Below are 18,380 nucleotides of genomic sequence, written 5' to 3' on the forward strand. Positions count from 1 at the left end.
CCGCTTCAGCCCAACACGGATGCGGTGGTACCGATCAGCGATACCAGCCAATCGAGAATCTCAGGACGTTCGATCACGGCGATCCAGGCGATCACGATTTGGGCGACCGCGACAAGGCTCACGAGCCGCGTGGCGCTCTGCGCCCTGGCGGTCGGGATCAGGGCGATGCAGAGCATGGTCATCATCATGAACGTGTTGCCGGAGGACTCCGGCGGCACCAGGCCGAGCACGAATCCGACCGACAATGCGGCGAAAGCCAACGTGGCGACGATGATGCCGCCGGGCCGTCGCACGACGAGAGACATCAACCATGCGGTGGTCACTGACGCGATCACGAGCGCCCCGTATGGCGTTGTGAACACGCCGGCCACGGATTCCAGCCGGGACTGATGACTGACCAGGATGTCGCCGGCGAGACCGAAGGGTTCCCGAAGGAACATGAGGTTGAGAAGCAACACGGATCCCACTGCGGCCGCCGCGGGATACGCGATGACGAGTGTATTGGCAATCCGCGCCCCGCGCTGTCCGCTGCGGCTCAGACGCAGGAATGAGGCGGCGACGATCGCGGCGACGACGTAGAGTACGGCGCTGCGGTCGGTCATCGTGGCCAGCATCAGGAACAAGCCGGCCCGGAACCCGGACTGGGTGCTCCCCCAGCTGACGAACCGGACGATATCCGCCAGCGCGAGTCCGAAGAATGACAGCCCCAAGAACGCCGGAAGATTTTCCAGGGCGGTGAAGAAGAACAGCGGATTTGCCCCGAGTGCGATCACGAGCAGCGCAGTCGTCGACATCGGTACCCGGCGTTGCGCCAGAATTTCGACGACCTTTTGCAGCACGATTCCGGCGGCAACGGCTCCGATGACCGCGAGACCGAGTCGACCGCCGGGAGCCAGCACCGCGATGGCGGTGCTGATGGGCGGAAAGAGGTCGCCGATCCAGGCCGAGTTGCCGCTGTCCCAGGGGATCTGCGCGGCGTGCTGGAGAAGTCCGGCATTGACGCTGACGCCGGCGGGGTGAATGGAATTCAGGATCGCGGCGGCGAGGAATGGCAGTGCAAACCCCGTGCGCAGCAACCACCGGCGTAGCGGATCGCGCGGATACGCGTCCAGCCTGGTGCGCGGCGGCCTCCGCTCGCCGCGGCTTCTGGGCCTCAGTTGAACGGCCTGGACGGTGTCAGTTGCGGACATGTGTGAGCCCATGCTGGGTCTTCTCCCAGTAGTGCGGTTTACTGACGAGCTGCCAGAGGGCCTTGTACGCCGCGAACGAGTGCAGGATCCAGTAGACGGGGTTGAGGAATGCCCACGGGATGAGGGTGAAGGTGCCCCGTTTGTACGGTCCCATCATCGACAGGTACACCATGACGGCCGTTCCGGTGAGGAAGTTCACCATGCAGACCCAGAGCAACCAGACCGGAACGAACTCGGACAGCACAGCGGCGGGAACCAGCACCGTGAGCGCCGCGAGCGCGTAGAACGGCAGTACCCCGAGAAAGCTTGCCGGGGTCCCCGCGATGAGCAGCGCGAAGCCGAGCACCCGACGCAGACCGATTTGGCGGACCAGTCGCCGTGGCGACCGAGCGTGCACGAGTGCGGTCTGCAGATAGCCCTTCACCCAACGGCTGCGCTGTCTGATGAAGTTCGGTACCGAGGTGTTGGCCTCTTCCATCGTGGTGGAGTTCACCACTCCGACACGGAATCCCAGCGCACTGGCTCGGATACCGAGGTCGGCGTCCTCGGTCACGTTGAACGGGTCCCAGCCGCCGAGTTCGATGAGCGCGGAGGTGCGGAAATGGTTCGAGGTGCCGCCCAGTGGGATGGGCAGCTTGTCAAGATCAAGCCCGGGCAGCATGTAGTCGTACCAGTAGCTGTACTCGAGGGTGAACATGCGGGTGAGTATGTTCTCGCGGGCGTTGAAGTAGTTGAGCGCGGCCTGCACGCAGACCGTCTTCGAGCCGCCGTGCCGGAAGGCGATGAGCGCCCGTTTCAGCTGGTCGGGGTCGGGCGTGTCTTCGGCGTCGAAGATGACCAGGAATTCACCGCTGGCCACGAACAGGCCGACGTTGCAGGCGCGCGGCTTGGTCTGCGGCTCACCGCGCGGCACGGTGACGATGCGGAAGTTGGCCGGCGGTTGGGTGCCTTCTACCGCGGCGCGGGTGGCGAGATCGTCTTCTTCGATCAGAATGAGGATCTCGAGTTTGTGCTGCGGGTAGTCGATCTTGCCCAGATTCTCCACCAGCCGGGGAATGATGTTCTCTTCGTGGAACACCGGCACCAGCACGGTGTACACCGGCAAGTCACCGTCGTCCAGTTCGGCCACCTCGCGGTCGGAGACCCGCTCGACGATGTCCACCTTCGCACCGCGCAGCGCCACGATGAACCGGAACGAGATACCGGCGAGGAAGCCGAAGCTGAGCAGCGTCACCAGGCAGAGCACCACGAGCAACGGCCACACCACGGCGAGAGCCGCCGCTGCAAGAAGGGCCAACAGCGTTCCTGCCTTCTGGCCGCGGGAAAGTACCATTTTCGCGGACAGCTGCGGAGTGTGATCCCACAGTTCGTTCGCCGCCTGTTCGGCGATGGCCAGGTTGTAGATGCGCAGAACCGCGTGGCGGATGTCCCAGGAGGTCGCCACCGCGAATGTCACCGGCGCGTGAACGACGGCGGCGATGTACGCGGCTCGGCCGGCATCCGGTACTCGTGCGGTGGCCACCAGGACGCTGCTGTCCTGCAGCGCGCGTACGGGGATCCAATTCTCCGCCATGAGGCGCTGGCCGGAGTACTTGCGCACGAGGTCTTCGTCGACGCTGCCGGAGGCAAGGTCGACCTGAGGAAGGGACCAGGCGTCGGACATCACTCTCCGCAATGCGGCAGAATCCACCAGGCCGAGCTCGGTGAGAACCTCGTCGATGTGGGAACCGGTCCTGGCTTTCCCGGCTCGCGCGATGGCGAGTTGCGCCGTGGTGATGAGTCCGGATTGCAGTAGGAGGTCCGCGAAGGCAGTGCTTTGGGTGGATCGGCTTTGGGTGGATCGGCTTTGCGCGGATCGGGACTCCGCCTGCTGCGCCATGGCCTCATCGTCCCGTCGATTGTCTGACATTGACAAGACCCCGTTCGCGTGCCACGTGAGCGCAATTGCACGGTGCCGACGGTAACGTGATCAGAATGACGACGGCTCCACACAATGATGAACCGCATCTCGACAGACTCAGCACACGCCTGAATTGGCTGCGCGCGGGGGTGCTCGGGGCGAACGATGGAATCGTCTCCACCGCCGGGTTGGTCGTCGGCGTTGCCGGCGCCACCTCGGACAGTGGCGCGATACTCATCGCCGGTCTTGCCGGAATGGTCGCCGGTGCACTGTCGATGGCCGGTGGTGAATACACCTCGGTCAGTGCGCAACGCGACACGGAACGTGCGGCATTGGCCAAGGAGCGGTTCGAGCTCGAGACGATGCCGGAACAAGAATTAGCCGAGCTCGAAGGGCTGTATCGCGACCGCGGGCTCAGCGCTGAGACCGCTCGGGCCGTAGCCCGAGAACTCACTGAGACTGATGCTCTGGCGGCACACGCGGAGGTCGAGCTCGGTATCGACGCTCACCAACATGTGAGTCCTTGGGCGGCGGCGTGGGCGTCACTGATCTCGTTCGCACTGGGATCCGTGCTCCCGTTGCTGGCGATCTCGCTGCCGCCAGAACAGGCTCGCATTCCGGTGACCTTCATTTCCGTAGTGCTCACTCTGTCGCTGACCGGATGGGTCGCGGCGCGGCTCGGCGGAGCCTCGGCGCCGCGCGCAATCATCCGGAATGTTGCCGTCAGTGTTGTCACGATGATCGTGACGCTGGTGATCGGCAATCTGGTGGGGACTGCGCTCTGACCGCGCTGTGTGGAAAGTTCCAGCCGATGAAGACAATCGTGTTGTGGGCGATACCGGGATCGAACCGATGACCTCTTCCGTGTCAGGGAAGCGCGCTACCGCTGCGCCAATCGCCCAGGGTGTCGTCCTGGAGGTGGAGACGGGATTTGAACCCGCGTGTACGGCTTTGCAGGCCGCTGCCTCGCCTCTCGGCCACTCCACCGTGCGCGGGAGCAGCCAGCGAGGCTGACACTTCCCACTCGAGCGGATGACGAGATTCGAACTCGCGACCCCAACCTTGGCAAGGTTGTGCGCTACCACTGCGCCACATCCGCATTGCCCGCATCAGTGCGTGCTTAGTGACTCTAGCCGATGAAAAGTGTTGATGACAATTCGCCGCACGGTCTGTTGCCAAACCTGTGGCAAGATTGTCGAGTCGAGGTTGACACAAAGGGCGATTGGCGCAGTTGGTAGCGCGCTTCCTTCACACGGAAGAGGTCATCGGTTCAAGTCCGGTATCGCCCACAACCTGACATTCGTTGGCGGCGTCGGGATTCTCGCCGTTGTGGTGGCTCAGGTTGTCGGCTCAGGTTGTCGGCTCAGGTTGTCGGCTCAGGTTGTCGGCTCAGGTTGTCGGCTCAGGTTGTCGGCGCAGAGCACCGCGACTCTGAACGGAAGATCAAGCGAGGATCTCCGCTATCCGTCGAGGTGATTTCATAGACGAGAAGCGGAGGTCCGACAAGTTTCAAGTTCACGTGATCGCGTGAATTCAACGTTCGAATCGTCGTTTCCATCCGGCTTTTTCATACCTTGCACCCAAGGTGTGCAGCCATCCCACTCGATCGAACGTGGGCGTCGTTCTGATCGTGCGCGCAATGCTCAACTGCAGCCCCCCGCCGTGATCGGGGCACGCAGCAACGTGCCGTTCGTCCCTTACGTCCAGCACCGCGGACTGCGGTAGATCCTTCTGGAACATCTCCACTCCGTTGATGACCTCGTCACTGACACCCTCGAGGGTCACCGGTCGGTCCGTGTGAATGTTGGTTGAGACGAGCCACATGACCACGAGAAGGGACAGCATCAAAACCGCGAAAACGACCGTCCCAGTCGGTCTACGCCAAATTTTTCTGATCCTCAACGCCCCCTGCTCGAAGCGGTAACTCGATGAACCCTCGAAGATCAGATGAGCAGGTCCCCGAGCGTATGTCAAGGAAGCTGGTCACGTGAGGCCGCTGGAGATTGTGCCCTCAGGGGCGAGAGCCGCCGGTCTGGGCAGACTCCGGATGCCTTTCCGCAGGATCAGCCGATCCGGTTACCTTGGTGCGCGAACGTCGGCCGAATAACAGCCAGCCGAGCACCCAGGTCACGGCGAATGAATACCCGGCGACGACGACGATCACGCTGACCTGGGCGATCGTCTGTGCCGGATTGCCGTTGTAGATAAAGCCGACGGCATCGCCGAACACGCCGATCGAGAGCAGCCCGACGACCGCGGCGATCAGGTGGATCGCCGGCACGATGAATCTGCTGCCGTAGCCACGTCGTCGGGCGGCGAGCACGGTGAACGCGCATGCAGCGCCCGACAACAAGCCGAGCGCAACCGCCCAGCCCGGCGCGAAGCTGCCGCACGCCGGCGCAATGGCCACCAGGCCGGCCACAAGTCCTTCGCCGGGCGCCGACCGCGAGACTCTGCCGGTGGACAGTGCCTCGGCGAGTAGCCAGCCGACGGTGCCCGCGATAGGGGCGACGAGCGAGTTCAGAACGATCAGTCCCGTCACGTCGTCCACGACACCTTCCGCAGCGATGTTAAAGCCGAGCCAACCGATCCACAACAGCAGTGCCCCGACCAGGGATGCTCCGGGCCACAGCCGGTGGATGTGCGATGACCGTCGGCCGAAAACGATGAGCAGGGCCAACGCGGCAGCGCCGGCGGCAATGTGTACAAAAGCTCCACCGCCGAGATCGGCCACCAACATGCCGGCGGCCCAACCGTCGCTCTCGTTGAGAACCCAATACGAGATCGGGTAGAAGACCACACTTGTCCACAGCGCGGCGAACAGCAGCCACCCGCGCATTCGCATCCGGCCCCCCAGCGCAGAACCCAGCACTGAGACGGCAACAAAGGCAGACGCAACGCCGAACATTGACGTGGTGAAAGGGTTAGCTCCGAAGGATGGACCGTCTGGACCCAGTGGGTTGCCGACAACCCCGTCAATGAGCGGCACGCCGAACACCAGGGCGTGCCCATAACCGAACCAGACCAGCGCCGCGACTGCCAGTCCTGCGACCGACCGGCTAGCGATCCGTGCCGGTGCCCCCACGACACCGCCGTAGAACAGCGCGAGACCGGGAATCGTGGCCAACGCCAGCACTGTTGCCAGAAGCATCGCCATACGGAACTGTCCCTTCCAGCAACTACTGTATGGGTGGACACGATGGGGACGATGATGACTGGCGACACGCCAATGACGCGAGCGCCGCAGCGGGTGTTCGACGCCCACCTGCACATCATCGATCCCCGGTTCCCGCTCCACGCCAACGACGGATTCTTGCCGGGTTCGTTCACAGTCGCCGACTACCTGGAGCGCGTCAACCGGTTGGGCATCATCGGCGGAGCCGTGGTGTCCGGGTCGTTCCAGGGCTTCGACCAGACATATCTCCTCGCTGCGTTGCGGGAACTCGGTCCCGGCTTTGTCGGCGTCACCCAGGTGCCGGCCTCAGTGCCGGATGCGGAAATCCTCCGCCTGGCCGCGGCCGGAGTGCGAGCAGTGCGGTTCAACCTGCGCAGAGGTGGATCGGCAGCGGTCGAGCACCTCGAGCGCCTGGCCCGGCGAGTGCACGCGGTGGCCGGATGGCACGCCGAGCTCTACATCGACGCGCAGGACCTGCCCGACCTCGCCCAGCTACTGCTGACCCTCCCCGCGGTGAGCATCGACCACCTCGGGCTCACCGGCGCGGGACTCGCCCACCTCCTGCGCCTTGTCGAAAACGGCGTCCACGTCAAGGCCACCGGATTCGGCCGCGTCGACTTCGATGTGCCGGAAGCGCTGCAGGCACTGATGGCGGCGAACCCCACGGCGCTCATGTTCGGCACCGACCTGCCGTCGACGCGAGCGCCCCGTCCCTTCCTGGACCAGGATCTCGACCTCATCACCCGGGCCCTCGGCCCCCGTGGCGCTGCGGCGGTGCTCTTCAACAACGCCTGGCAGCTGTACCATCCGGATGCCGGGAACGATCCTCAGCCGGCCAGCGCGTAGCCTTCCTCGCCGTGCACGAGCGAGTCCACCCCGGCCGCTTCATCTTGGGTTCTGACCCGGAATCCGACGGTCTTCTCAATGGCGAATCCGATCGCGTAGGCAAGCGCGAACGAGTACGCGGCGACCGAAACGGCCCCGACGGCCTGCACCCACAGCTGGGAGAAGCTGCCGGTATCCACCAAACCGATCCCCATCCCGAACACTCCGACATAGAGTGTGCCGATCAGCCCGCCCACCAGGTGGATCCCCACCACGTCCAGTGAGTCGTCGAATCCGAGCTTGTACTTCAGCTCGATCGCCAAGGCGCACACCGCGCCGGTGAGCACCCCGAGCACGATCGCCCAGCCCGGACTGAGGATGTTGCACGCCGGCGTGATCGCCACCAAGCCGGCTACGGCGCCGGATGCCGCACCGATCGAGGTCGGCTTGCCGTCGCGCAGCCTTTCCACGATCAGCCACCCCAGGATGCCCGCGGCGGGGGCGGCGAGCGTGTTGATCCAGGCCAAGGCCGCGATGCCGTCCACCGCCGCTTCGGATCCGGCGTTGAAGCCGAACCAGCCGAACCAGAGCAGCGCGGCACCGAGCATCGTCAACGGCACGTTGTGCGGCTTACCGAGCCCCTTGCCGAACCCGTCGCGCTTGCCCAGCACCAGGGCGAGTGCAAGGCCGGCCGCACCCGCGTTGATGTGCACCGCTGTGCCACCGGCGAAGTCATTGACGTGCAGCGCCGCGACCGCCCAGCCGTCGGCCAGGTTGAACACCCAGTACGCAACCGGGAAGTAGACGATCGTGACCCAGACACCGGTGAACACCATCCATGCGCCGAACTTGGCCCGCCCGGCAATCGCACCGGAGATCAACGCAACGGTGATGATGGCGAACGTCGCCTGGAACCCGGCGAAGGCCAGGCCCTGCAGATCCGGATGCGCCGTGCCGTCGGCGCCGATGCCGAGCAGCGACTCCAAGCCGAACAGCCCACTGGGGTTACCGAGGAACCCCGGCAGGAGCGGATGACCGAACACCAGGCCATAGCCGTAGAGCACCCACAACACCGCGACGAGCGCCATCGATCCGAAGCTCATCATCATCATGCTGATCACGCTTTTGGCGCGAACCATGCCGCCGTAGAAGAACGCAAGACCCGGGGTCATCAACAGCACCAGCGCCGCGGCGATCAGCAGCCACAGCGAGTCCAGGTTGCTCGTGATGGTGTCCGAAACGTCCATGGCGGACCCTCTCCTTCGACTCGTTCGAGATGAGGGAAAGCTTCACGCACCCAGGTTTCCGGGTCCTCCGCATGTCGTTTCGGGCATGTTACGGCTGCCCCGCTTGGGTAACCATTGTGTTTCGCCCCTCCGGTGCCGGCGCTAGGCGATGTCGTCGGTGGTGAGGGAAATCATCCGCGAGGTGGCGCGCAGATACTTCTTGCGATATCCGCCCGCCAGCATGTCCTCCGCGAAGACGCTGTCCAGCGGCTCCCCCTCGGCGAATACGTGAATTTGTGCATCGTAGAGCCGATCGACAAAGGCCACCAGCCGCAGCGCATCCGTTTGGCTGGCGAGTTTGTGCACGTCCCGCACGCCGATCGCGTCAAGCCCTTCCACGAGCTTCACATACCGCGACGGATGCACGTTCGACAGATGCTCGAGGATGTCATCGAAACTATCCACCGTGATGGTGCCGGATACGCCGGCGATCGCTTCGTCGAACTCTTCCGGCGACAGCGACACGGTGTGCCCTTCGATGGCGCGCCTGCGGTAGTCGACGCCATCGATCTTGATGGTCTGGAACTGGGCGGAGAGTGCGTCGATCTCGCGGAGGAAGTCCTGAGCGGCGAATCGGCCCTCACCGAGCGCGTTGGGCGGCGTGTTGGAGGTTGCGGCGATGCGGCTGCCGGAGGCGACGAGTTCGGACAGCAATCTGGACATCAGCCGAGTATCGCCAGGGTCATCGAGTTCGAACTCGTCGATGCACAACAGCGACGCTCCGGTCAGCAGCTTCACCGCGGTGCGGTAGCCGAGCGCTCCGACCAGCGCCGTGTACTCGATGAAGGTGCCGAAATACTTGCGTCCGGTGGCCACGTGCCACAGCGCGGCCAGCAGGTGGGTCTTGCCGACGCCGAAACCGCCGTCCAGGTAGATCCCCGGCAATGTCTCAGGAGCACGCTTGCGGAAGAGCCCACCCCGCGCCGGCTTCAACGCTCCGGCGAACGCCTTCATCGACTCGACCGCCTCGGCCTGGGACGGATAGTCGTCGTCCGGACGATACGACTCGAAGGTGGCATGCTCGAACTGCCTGGGCGGCACGAGGTGCTTGACCATCTCCGGCCCGGAGAGCTTCGGGTTGCGCTCGAGCAGGCTGCCGATCGACCGGGGGTGTTCGGCGATCACGTCGTGAGACCTCGCGTTGGTTTCTGAGATTGCGGTATCGGGCATTTATCGTCCAAAGGTGCTGTTGTCTACTGTGTCGAACCTTTACGCGATGCTGTCTTTGCGGCGTGCGGAAAACTAAGTTCGTAACAGAGCGGGACGGTTAAGCCTAACCCGCGCATCCGATTTGATTTCGCCCTTCAGTGGCGACAACAGGAGGTAATCACCATGGCCGTTGAGGTCGATCCGTCCACGAAGTTCGCCGATTTCGCCCATCCCGAGCGTCTGGTCACCGGCGACTGGCTCGAGAAACACCTCGGCACTGCCGGGCTGGTCGTGGTCGAATCCGACGAAGACGTCCTGCTGTACGAGACCGGGCACATCCCGGGTGCCGTGAAGATCGACTGGCACACCGACCTCAACGACCCGGTGGAGCGCGACTACATCGATGGTGAGACCTTCGCGAAGCTGCTGGGGTCTAAGGGCATCTCCCGCGACACCACTGTGGTGATCTACGGCGACAAGAACAACTGGTGGGCCGCTTATGCGCTGTGGGTATTCACCCTCTTCGGCCACGAGGACGTGCGCCTGCTCGACGGCGGACGGGCCAAGTGGGAGGCGGACGGCCGTGCCTACACGACCGATGAGCCCACCGTGACGCCCGCGGAGTATCCGGTCGTGGAGCGCAATGACGCCCCGATCCGCGCCTACAAGGACGACGTGCTAGCCCACTTCGGCAACCCTCTTGTGGACGTGCGTTCCCCAGAAGAATTCGTCGGCGACCGCACCACCGGACCGGGGTATCCCGAAGAGTCAGCGCTGCGCGGCGGCCACATCCCCACGGCGCAAAACGTGCCATGGGGCAAGGCTGTCGCTTCCGACGGAACCTTCAAGCCGCTGAACGAGCTGAAGGCGATCTACCAAGACGGTGCCGGACTCAAGGACGGCGACAATGTGATCGCCTACTGCCGCATCGGCGAGCGATCCAGCCACACCTGGTTCGCCCTGACCTACCTGCTCGGGTTCAAGGGTGTGCGCAACTACGACGGCTCGTGGACCGAGTGGGGCAGCTCGGTACGCGTCCCGATCGTACGCGGAACCGAGCCGGGGGCCGTGCCCGTCCGGTGACACACGCCGGCACAGCGTGAGAGGCACACCGTTAGATGCGCGCAGTAGGAGAATAGTTCACGATGACCGACCAGAATCTGCCTGAGGCGCTCGTGGAGATCCGGGACGACTTTCTCGCCCTCGGACTGCACGACCGACTGGTCATGCTGCTCGAATTCGCGGGCGAACTGCCCGACCTGCCCGAACGCTACCGTGACCACCCCGACCTGTTCGAACGGGTCGAGGAATGCCAGTCACCGGTGTATCTCTTTGTGGAGGTGGACGATCATGACATCGTCCACCTCTACGCCACCGCGCCCAAGGAAGCCCCGACTACGCGGGGCTTCGCATCCATCCTCACCCAGGGTCTGGCCGGCCTCACCGTGGAGCAAGTGCTGGCCGTTCCAGACGACTACCCGCTGACCATCGGTCTGACCGAAGCGGTCAGCCCGCTGCGCATCCGCGGCATGATGGCGCTGCTCGGACGCACGAAACGTCAGGTCCGCGGAAAACAAGCGGCGTGAGCCTCACCCGCATCTTTCCGGTCGCATCCGGTGCCACCGCTGCGGAATCGGTTGACCTGCAGTCCCCTGATGCCCGGGGCCGGCTTGCGCAGTGGTACACGCCGCCACGACGACAGTGGCTGCGCCTGAACTTCGTGACCACCATCGCCGGAAATGCGGCTGGTCCGGATGGCACCTCGGATGCGCTGTCGAGCCGCACCGACCGGGCCGTGCTCGGGGTGATCCGCCGGCTCAGCGACGTTGTGCTCGTGGGCGCCTCCAGCGTGCGCGCCGAGGGATACCTGCTGCCCCGTACCGCCCCGCTGGCAGTGATCACCGCAAGCGGTAACCTCACCGGTCACCGCATTCCGACCCACATCCAGGCCGGCCGACTCCTGGTGATCTGCGCCCAGGCGGCCGCCGAAGCGGTCCGCTCAGAGCTGCCGTCCACCGTGGAGGTGATTGCGGTCCCTGCCGAGGCGGGAGTCATCCCCGTCACCGCAGCGATCAGGGCGCTGCGAGACCGCGGGCTGGCGAACATCGTCTGCGAAGGTGGCCCCACGCTGGCCGCTCAGTTGGTCAATGCCGAACTGGTGGACGAATTGTGCCTGACCACCAGCCCGATGCTCGATGAAATGCGGCTGCCGCTGCTTTCCGGCGCCATCGAGGGCGGCAGACTCAGCCTTGCGCAGCTTCTCGTCGACGACTCGGACGCCCTGTATGCGCGCTGGATGTTTCCAGAGCGGTCAGCCACTGTGTGATTGCCCCGTTCCAGCGCTCCGGGTCGTAGTTCCACAGTTTGGTATGACGCGCGTGCTCGAAGGCTTCGAACGTCACGATGTCAGGTCGGGCGTTGGCCAGTGCCCGCGACGGCGCCGAGGGGACATACCCGTCGTCATCGCTGTGGAGAAGCAGGATGGGAAGCGAGAGCTCTGTCGCACGCCGTACGAAGTCGAGCCGGTCCAAGTTGATCGGCTGGGCCTGACCGGTGAACCGGCTGCCCCACGAACTGCCGATCAACCGGTAGACGCCCCGCGTGATGAGCCGCGGCAGCCGCAACAGCGCGGCTTGGTAATCCAAGGCGGCCACCCAGTCGATCACCGGCGAATCGAGCACGACTCCACGGATCAGGTCGTGCGCGGCACGGGTTACCGTCTGCAACGCGATCGCACCGCCCATCGACCAACCCATGATCACCACGTCGCGTGCGCCATGGTGCCGCGCGAACTCCACCGCCGCGGCGACATCCTGCCACTCGGTGTCGCCAAGCGCATAACGCGCGTCGACGCTCGACGGTGCAACGCCGTCGTTGCGATAAGAAATGAGCAGCGCGGTGTACCCGGCGGCGTGGAAAACGGGAACGGCGCGCAATGCCTCGTGGCGCGTGACCGCGCGGCCGTGCACCTGGATCACCCAGCAGTCCGATCCGGCCGGCCCCGGAACGAGCCACGCGGGCGCGTCTCCTACCGGTGTCGGCACCAGCACGTCCTGATACTCAAAGCCAAGGTCTTCGGGCCGCTGATAAAACCAGCCGCCCATCCTGCCGCGGACCGCGGTCGTCAGGTCCCCTGACTCCACGGCAATCACACGCCTGGTCACCCACCGCTCGCCCCGCCTCAGGACCTCGCCCAGCCTGGCGTGCCCGGCCGAGCCGGCGAACCAGAAGCTGTAGTTCCCGTCGAGGACCGAGTCCGGGGTCGCTCCCAGAGTGATGGTGTCACCGTCGCATCCCAGCACTGGCACGTCATCCGGCCGCGCTCGCGGCACCGTGACCACGGTCTTTGCGAAGTGAAAGGTGACGAACCCCAAAGCGAGCGTGGCCGAGGCGGCCAGCGCCCCCGCGATCGTCGCCGCGCCGCGGAGCGAGCGCACAACGGCGTGCCTGCCGGAATCTGCCACGGTCAAACTTTAGTCTTTGCTCGTGCCCGAAAAAGTTCCTGGACCGCCGGCGCCGACTGCGTTCGTCGACGCGGTGGACGCGATCCGCGCCGCTCAGACTCGGCCCGAGCTTTCCGTGACCGAAATCGCCGCACCGCAGGGACTCGCACCCTATGCGATCGCGCTGTCCGCCAACGTCGTTCCGGCCCGTCATGACAGCGATTCGGACCTGGGTACCGGCCGGTTCGTGCTGTTGTTCGATCCATCGGCGCCCGAGGCATGGGACGGCCAGTTCCGGGTGGTCTGTTTCGCCCAGGCGCCCTTGGAACCGGAAATCGGTCTGGATCCCTTTCTCAGCGATGTGGCCTGGTCCTGGCTGACCGACGCGTTGGACGCGCGGGGCGCGCGGTACTCGGCGCCCTCGGGGACCGCGACCAGGATTCTGTCCACCGGCTATGGCGAGCTCGCCTCCGAGGGCGACGGATCGCAGATCGAACTGCGCGCATCCTGGACCCCGATTGCCGTCGATGCGGCCTCTCGAGCCGCTCTCGGCGCACATGTGGAAAGCTGGGGTGACCTATTGTGTATGTTCGCCGGGCTTCCCCCGGCGGTCGAAGGAGTCAGTTTGTTATCAGCCCGACGAGTGGGACGTGAGTAGTACGCCCGCGGATTCCACCCCATCACCCGCAGGCCACAGCGACGAAGCCCAGCCACCGCACCCGCGTGAACAAGCCGCCCACGTGACCGTGTCGGCCATCGATACACCAGACGGTTATCGTGCCGCGGTACGGGCGATCAGCGCGGGCCACGGTCCTATTGCCATCGACACGGAACGCGCATCCGGCTACCGCTATTCACAACGCGCGTACCTCATTCAGATTTACCGGCGCGATGCAGGCACCTTTCTGTTCGATCCGCCCGCCATCGGCGACTTCACGGAACTGAACGACGCCATCAAGGCCGACGAGTGGGTGCTTCACGCGGCAAGCCAGGACCTGCCGTGCCTTCGCGAGGTCGGCCTGAACCCCGACCGCATCTTCGACACCGAACTCGGCGCCCGACTGCTCGGACTACCCCGGGTGGGGCTCGGCACGGTCGTCGAATCGCTGTTGGGCATCCACCTGGCCAAGGAGCACTCGGCGGCCGACTGGTCCACCCGACCGCTCCCACAGTCCTGGCTTGTCTACGCCGCACTCGACGTGGAATTGCTCGTCGACCTGCGCGACGAGGTGGCGAGCCTGCTCGAGGAAGCCGACAAGCTGGACATCGCCCGGCAGGAATTCGTCGCCGTGCTGAACCACGTGCCCAAGCCGTTCCACGCGGACGGATGGCGGCGATTGTCGGGTCTGCATTCGCTCCGGTCCGCACGAAACCTCGCCGTGGCGCGCGAGTTGTGGGATGCGCGTGAGGACTACGCCCGCGAGATCGACATCGCCCCCGGCCGGCTCGTGCCGGATTCGGCGCTTCTCGCCGCAGCCAAGGTAATGCCGGAGACCCGACACGACCTGGCGAAGTTGCGGGAGTTCACCGGAAGGGCCAGTCGTAGCGAGTTGTCTCGCTGGTGGAGCGCCATCGAGACCGGGCGGGCGACGGATGACCTGCCCAACCTGCGGCAGCATGGCGAGGGGATGCCGCCCGCTCGTAGTTGGTCGGAGCGAAATCCCGAAGCCGACCGGCGGCTGAAAGCCGCGCGCGCTGCGCTGGCCGAAGTGTCAGAGGAGCACAACATCCCGCTGGAGAATCTGCTGACGCCCGAGATGTTGCGACGGCTCGCGTGGACGCCCCCAGAAACGCTCGACCTTAAATCCGTGAGCAACTCTCTCGCTGAACTGGGTGCCAGAACGTGGCAAATTGACGTAACTGCACAGACAATCGTGGATGCTTTTGTGGATGCGGCCCAAACCATCGAGCAGACGCCGGAAGTCGCTTCGTAGGAAGAGTCAAAGGATTCCGTTCGCCGAAAACCCCCAGCTTAGGATCGATCAAGACCTAAATAAGCGGGAGGCATTGTGGCAACCAGGGCCGAAGTGGTGTTCGTAGACGGGGTTCGCACCCCGTTCGGGCGGGCCGGTGAAAAGGGGATGTACTGGAACACGCGGGCCGATGACCTCATCGTGAAGGCGATGGTGGGCCTGATGGAGCGCAACCCCAACATCCCGCCCGAGCGCATCGACGACGTGGCTATCGCTGCTACCACGCAGGCCGGCGATCAGGGTCTCACCCTGGGGCGCACCGCCGCGCTTCTGGCCGGGCTACCGAAGTCGGTTCCCGGATATGCCCTGGATCGCATGTGCGCGGGGGCGATGACCGCTGTCACGACCACGGCGGGAGCCATCGCCTTCGGCGCATACGATCTCGCCATCGCCGGCGGCGTCGAGCATATGGGGCACCACCCGATGGGTTCCGGGGCGGACCCGAACCCGCGCTTTCTCACCGAGAAACTGGTCGATGCCGAGGCGCTGAACATGGGTTCCACCGCCGAGAAGATCCACGACCGGTTCCCACACCTGACCAAGGAGCGTTCCGACCGGTACGCGATGAACAGCCAGCGCAAACTCGCCAAAGCCTACGAGGATGGGAAGATCCAGCCGGATCTGATCCCGGTTGCCACCCGCACCCCGGACGGCTGGGGTTTGGCCACGCGAGATGAGGCACCGCGTCCCGACACCACCATGGAGGGTCTCGCCACGCTGAAGACACCGTTCCGGCCGCACGGCCGCGTGACGGCCGGCAACTCCTCCGGACTCAACGACGGAGCGACCGTGAGCCTCCTGGCCAGCGAAAGCATGGCGCGCGAACTCGGTCTCAGCGTGAAGATGCGCTTGGTGAGCTTCGCGTTCGCCGGCGTCGAGCCCGAGATCATGGGCATCGGCCCGGTGCCTTCGACCGAAAAGGCACTGCGTAAGGCTGGGCTCGGCATCGACGAGATCGGCCTGTTCGAACTCAACGAGGCCTTCGCCGTGCAGGTTCTCTCCCTGCTCGATCACTTCGGCATCGACGACGACGACCCCAGGGTGAACCTGTGGGGCGGCGCCATCGCGGTCGGGCATCCACTCGCGTCCTCGGGAGTGCGGCTTATGATTCAACTCGCCCGTCAGTTCGAGGAGCATCCCGAGGTGCGCTACGGCCTCACCGCGATGTGCGTTGGTCTTGGCCAGGGCGGCTCGGTCATCTGGGAGAACCCGCACTTCAAGGGAGGCAAGTGATCATGAGCATGGATACCGCAGAGCTTCTCGAACTGACTACAGACGAAGTCGTCACCCACTCCTATGTGCGCGATGTCGCCATGCCCAGCGGCAAGACGATGGCGCTGCTCACGCTCGACAACGGGCGTGACCACACCAGACCGAACACGCTCGGACCGGCGACGCTCATCGAGCTCTCCGGCGTGCTCGACAAGTTGGCGGCGCGCGCCGGTCGCGGCGAGATCGCTGCCGTCGGCATCACCGGCAAGCCCTACATTCTGGCCGCCGGCGCCGACCTCAGCAAGATCAGCGAGATCCCGAGCCGCGAGATCGCCCGGCAGATGGCGCAACTGGGCCACGAAACGTTCGGCAAACTGACCGAACTGGGCGTTCCGTCGTTCGTGTTCATCAACGGTCTTGCATTGGGCGGAGGGCTCGAAGTCGGGCTCAACGCCAACTACCGCACGATCGACAGTTCTGTGCCCGCGATCGCTCTGCCCGAGGTGTTCCTGGGACTCATCCCCGGGTGGGGTGGCACGTGGCTGTTGCCCAACCTGATCGGAATCGAGAACGCCCTCAAGGTCGTCATTGAGAATCCTCTGAAGAACAACCGGATGCTGAAAGGTCCAGAGGCGTTCGAGCTCGGGATCGCCGATGCCATCTTCCCGCCGGTGAATTTTCTCGAGGACTCGATCCGGTGGGCGGACGGTGTGCTGTCCGGCACCATCAAGGTCGTCCGCAAGAACGAACCGGGCAAGATCGAGCGAGCCGTGAAGTGGGATGCCGCGGTGGGGATCGCCCGCAAGATGCTGCAGAGCCGGATCGGCACCGTGGCACGCTCGCCGTACAAGGCACTGGAACTTCTGAAAGGCGCCAAGAACGCGGACAAGCAGACCGGGTTCGCCGCAGAGAATGAGGCGCTGGCGGACATGATCGCCGGCGACCAACTGCACGCGAGCATTTACGCATTCAATCTTGTGCAGAAGCGCGCGAAGCATCCGGCCGGCGCACCCGACAAGTCATTGGCCAAACCGGTGACCAAGGTGGGCGTCATCGGTGCCGGGCTGATGGCCAGCCAGTTCGCACTGCTGTTCGTGCGCCGTCTCAAGGTGCCGGTGGTGATCACCGACCTGGATCAGGCCCGTGTCGATAAGGGCCTCACGTACATCCGGGACGAGATCGCAAAGCTGCTGGCCAAGGGACGCATCTCCCCCGACGAATCCAACCGTTTGAACGCGCTGGTCAGCGGCACGACGAACAAGGCCGACTTCGCCCAGTGCGATTGGGTGATCGAGGCGGTGTTCGAGGAGCTCGGTGTGAAGCAGACGGTGTTTGAGGAAGTGGAGAAGTATCTGTCCGACACCGCCGTCATGGCAACCAACACGTCGTCGTTGTCGGTGGAGAAGATCGGCGCGCGGTTGAAGCATCCGGAGCGACTGGTCGGTTTCCACTTCTTCAATCCGGTTGCGGTGATGCCGCTCGTCGAGGTGGTGCGGACGTCGGCGACGGATGACGCGACACTGAGCACCGCGATGGTCACCGCCGCGAGCCTGTACAAGAATGCCGTGATTACCCGTGACACTCCCGGCTTTGTGGTCAACCGCATCCTCGCCAAGCTTCTCGGTGAGGCGATGCACGCGGTCGACACAGGTACCCCGTTTGAGGTTGTCGACGCGGCGGTGGCACCGTTCGGCCTGCCGATGACGCCGTTCGAGTTACTCGAGCTGGTCGGTCTGACCGTGGGCGCACACGTTCTCGACACCCACCACGCGGCATTCCCGGATCGGTTCTTCGAGAGCGACAATCTGCACAAATTGGCCGAGCTCGGGCACATTTTTGACCGCGACGCCAAGGGCAAGATCAAGGGCTACGACAAGAAGGCGCTGGCCATTGTCAAGGGCGGCACATCGCCGATGACGGCTGACCAACTGCGGTTGCGCGTGGAGGACGGCCTGGCCGACGAGATCAAACGGATGCTGGACGACGAGGTCGTGCACGCGGCGGAGGACATCGACCTGTGCTTGATCCTGGGCGCCGGCTGGCCGTTCCAGATGGGCGGTGCGACTCCCTACCTCGACCGGGTCGGCGCTTCGGAGCGTGTGTTCGGTGACACTTTCCACAATCCGCCGATCCGTGGTCTAGCCTGACCGGGTTGTCGGCCTCCTCTGCCGTGGTTTCGATACGGCTCGCGCGGGCGCTCGCCTACTCAACCGGCGCCCGCGTCAGC

16 protein-coding genes and 4 tRNA genes are annotated in these 18,380 nt (G+C 64.7%); 10 read left to right on the plus strand and 10 right to left on the minus strand.

Annotation, left to right across the window (positions count from 1 at the left end):
• Positions 1 to 5: 5 nt before the first annotated feature.
• Both ABFX56_RS00780 and ABFX56_RS00785 read right to left on the minus strand, forming a co-directional pair.
• Positions 6 to 1,190 (minus strand): hypothetical protein, encoded by a 1,185-nt coding sequence (locus ABFX56_RS00780; protein WP_346231378.1) that lies wholly within the window; start codon positions 1,188 to 1,190, stop codon positions 6 to 8.
• Positions 1,177 to 3,099: a glycosyltransferase gene (locus ABFX56_RS00785; protein ID WP_346231379.1), complete on the minus strand. Its 1,923-nt coding sequence runs from the start codon at positions 3,097 to 3,099 to the stop codon at positions 1,177 to 1,179. Before ABFX56_RS00785 ends, ABFX56_RS00780 begins: the two co-directional genes overlap by 14 nt.
• Positions 3,100 to 3,164: 65 nt before the next feature.
• On the opposite strand from ABFX56_RS00785, the gene ABFX56_RS00790 reads away from it, so the two are divergent.
• A complete protein-coding gene (locus tag ABFX56_RS00790) occupies positions 3,165 to 3,875 on the plus strand; it encodes a VIT1/CCC1 transporter family protein (protein WP_346231380.1) in 711 nt (236 codons plus the stop codon).
• Positions 3,876 to 3,919: 44 nt separating this feature from the next.
• On the opposite strand, the gene ABFX56_RS00795 is transcribed toward ABFX56_RS00790, so the two are convergent.
• From ABFX56_RS00795 to ABFX56_RS00805, 3 genes are all read right to left on the minus strand, one after another.
• Positions 3,920 to 3,991, minus strand: a tRNA-Val gene (locus tag ABFX56_RS00795).
• A 12-nt stretch (positions 3,992 to 4,003) separates the two neighbouring features.
• Positions 4,004 to 4,077, minus strand: a tRNA-Cys gene (locus tag ABFX56_RS00800).
• A gap of 40 nt (positions 4,078 to 4,117) precedes the next feature.
• Positions 4,118 to 4,189 (minus strand) — tRNA-Gly (locus tag ABFX56_RS00805).
• Between the two features lie 117 nt (positions 4,190 to 4,306).
• Here ABFX56_RS00805 and ABFX56_RS00810 point away from each other — a divergent pair.
• Positions 4,307 to 4,379 (plus strand) — tRNA-Val (locus ABFX56_RS00810).
• 244 nt (positions 4,380 to 4,623) lie between these two features.
• Here the strand turns inward: ABFX56_RS00810 and ABFX56_RS00815 are convergent.
• Positions 4,624 to 4,935 (minus strand): hypothetical protein, encoded by a 312-nt coding sequence (locus tag ABFX56_RS00815; RefSeq protein ID WP_346231381.1) that lies wholly within the window; start codon positions 4,933 to 4,935, stop codon positions 4,624 to 4,626.
• 166 nt (positions 4,936 to 5,101) lie between these two features.
• Positions 5,102 to 6,241, minus strand: a complete 1,140-nt coding sequence (locus ABFX56_RS00820; RefSeq protein ID WP_346231382.1) for an ammonium transporter — start codon at positions 6,239 to 6,241, stop codon at positions 5,102 to 5,104.
• A 57-nt stretch (positions 6,242 to 6,298) separates the two neighbouring features.
• Here ABFX56_RS00820 and ABFX56_RS00825 point away from each other — a divergent pair, with 57 nt between their 5' ends.
• Positions 6,299 to 7,111, plus strand: a complete 813-nt coding sequence (locus ABFX56_RS00825; RefSeq protein WP_346231383.1) for an amidohydrolase family protein — start codon at positions 6,299 to 6,301, stop codon at positions 7,109 to 7,111.
• On the opposite strand, the gene ABFX56_RS00830 is transcribed toward ABFX56_RS00825, so the two are convergent.
• Both ABFX56_RS00830 and zapE read right to left on the minus strand, forming a co-directional pair.
• Entirely contained in the window at positions 7,093 to 8,337 is a 1,245-nt protein-coding gene (locus tag ABFX56_RS00830) for an ammonium transporter (RefSeq protein ID WP_346231384.1), read from the minus strand. The genes ABFX56_RS00825 and ABFX56_RS00830 overlap by 19 nt on opposite strands.
• 141 nt (positions 8,338 to 8,478) lie before the next feature.
• The gene (gene zapE / locus ABFX56_RS00835) at positions 8,479 to 9,546 is read right to left on the minus strand and encodes a cell division protein ZapE (protein ID WP_346231385.1); all 1,068 of its coding nucleotides are present in this window, start codon (positions 9,544 to 9,546) and stop codon (positions 8,479 to 8,481) included.
• 162 nt (positions 9,547 to 9,708) lie between these two features.
• Here zapE and ABFX56_RS00840 point away from each other — a divergent pair, with 162 nt between their 5' ends.
• From ABFX56_RS00840 to ABFX56_RS00850, 3 genes are all read left to right on the plus strand, one after another.
• Complete coding sequence (locus ABFX56_RS00840; RefSeq protein WP_346231386.1) at positions 9,709 to 10,608, plus strand: sulfurtransferase; 900 nt, start codon at positions 9,709 to 9,711, stop codon at positions 10,606 to 10,608.
• Between the two features lie 62 nt (positions 10,609 to 10,670).
• Positions 10,671 to 11,111: a SufE family protein gene (locus ABFX56_RS00845; protein ID WP_346231387.1), complete on the plus strand. Its 441-nt coding sequence runs from the start codon at positions 10,671 to 10,673 to the stop codon at positions 11,109 to 11,111.
• Positions 11,108 to 11,851, plus strand: a complete 744-nt coding sequence (locus ABFX56_RS00850) for a dihydrofolate reductase family protein (protein WP_346231388.1) — start codon at positions 11,108 to 11,110, stop codon at positions 11,849 to 11,851. Before ABFX56_RS00845 ends, ABFX56_RS00850 begins: the two co-directional genes overlap by 4 nt.
• Here ABFX56_RS00850 and ABFX56_RS00855 read toward each other — a convergent pair.
• On the minus strand, positions 11,769 to 12,989 hold the full coding sequence (locus ABFX56_RS00855) for an alpha/beta hydrolase family protein (protein ID WP_346231389.1): 1,221 nt from the start codon (positions 12,987 to 12,989) through the stop codon (positions 11,769 to 11,771). The genes ABFX56_RS00850 and ABFX56_RS00855 overlap by 83 nt on opposite strands.
• 22 nt (positions 12,990 to 13,011) lie before the next feature.
• Between ABFX56_RS00855 and ABFX56_RS00860 the strand changes: the two genes are divergently transcribed.
• The 4 genes from ABFX56_RS00860 to ABFX56_RS00875 all read left to right on the plus strand — a co-directional run bounded on the left by ABFX56_RS00860 (position 13,012) and on the right by ABFX56_RS00875 (position 18,300).
• The gene (locus ABFX56_RS00860) at positions 13,012 to 13,626 is read left to right on the plus strand and encodes a DUF3000 domain-containing protein (RefSeq protein WP_346231390.1); all 615 of its coding nucleotides are present in this window, start codon (positions 13,012 to 13,014) and stop codon (positions 13,624 to 13,626) included.
• Between the two features lie 82 nt (positions 13,627 to 13,708).
• Positions 13,709 to 14,902 carry an HRDC domain-containing protein gene (locus ABFX56_RS00865; protein WP_346233110.1) on the plus strand — a complete coding sequence of 398 codons (1,194 nt, stop codon included), beginning with the start codon at positions 13,709 to 13,711 and terminating at the stop codon, positions 14,900 to 14,902.
• A 75-nt stretch (positions 14,903 to 14,977) separates the two neighbouring features.
• Positions 14,978 to 16,174 carry a thiolase family protein gene (locus ABFX56_RS00870; protein WP_346231391.1) on the plus strand — a complete coding sequence of 399 codons (1,197 nt, stop codon included), beginning with the start codon at positions 14,978 to 14,980 and terminating at the stop codon, positions 16,172 to 16,174.
• A gap of 2 nt (positions 16,175 to 16,176) precedes the next feature.
• Entirely contained in the window at positions 16,177 to 18,300 is a 2,124-nt protein-coding gene (locus tag ABFX56_RS00875; protein WP_346231392.1) for a 3-hydroxyacyl-CoA dehydrogenase NAD-binding domain-containing protein, read from the plus strand.
• Positions 18,301 to 18,380: the final 80 nt, after the last annotated feature.

Source organism: Parafrigoribacterium mesophilum, assembly GCF_039652555.1.
GTDB lineage: Bacteria > Actinomycetota > Actinomycetes > Actinomycetales > Microbacteriaceae > Parafrigoribacterium > Parafrigoribacterium mesophilum.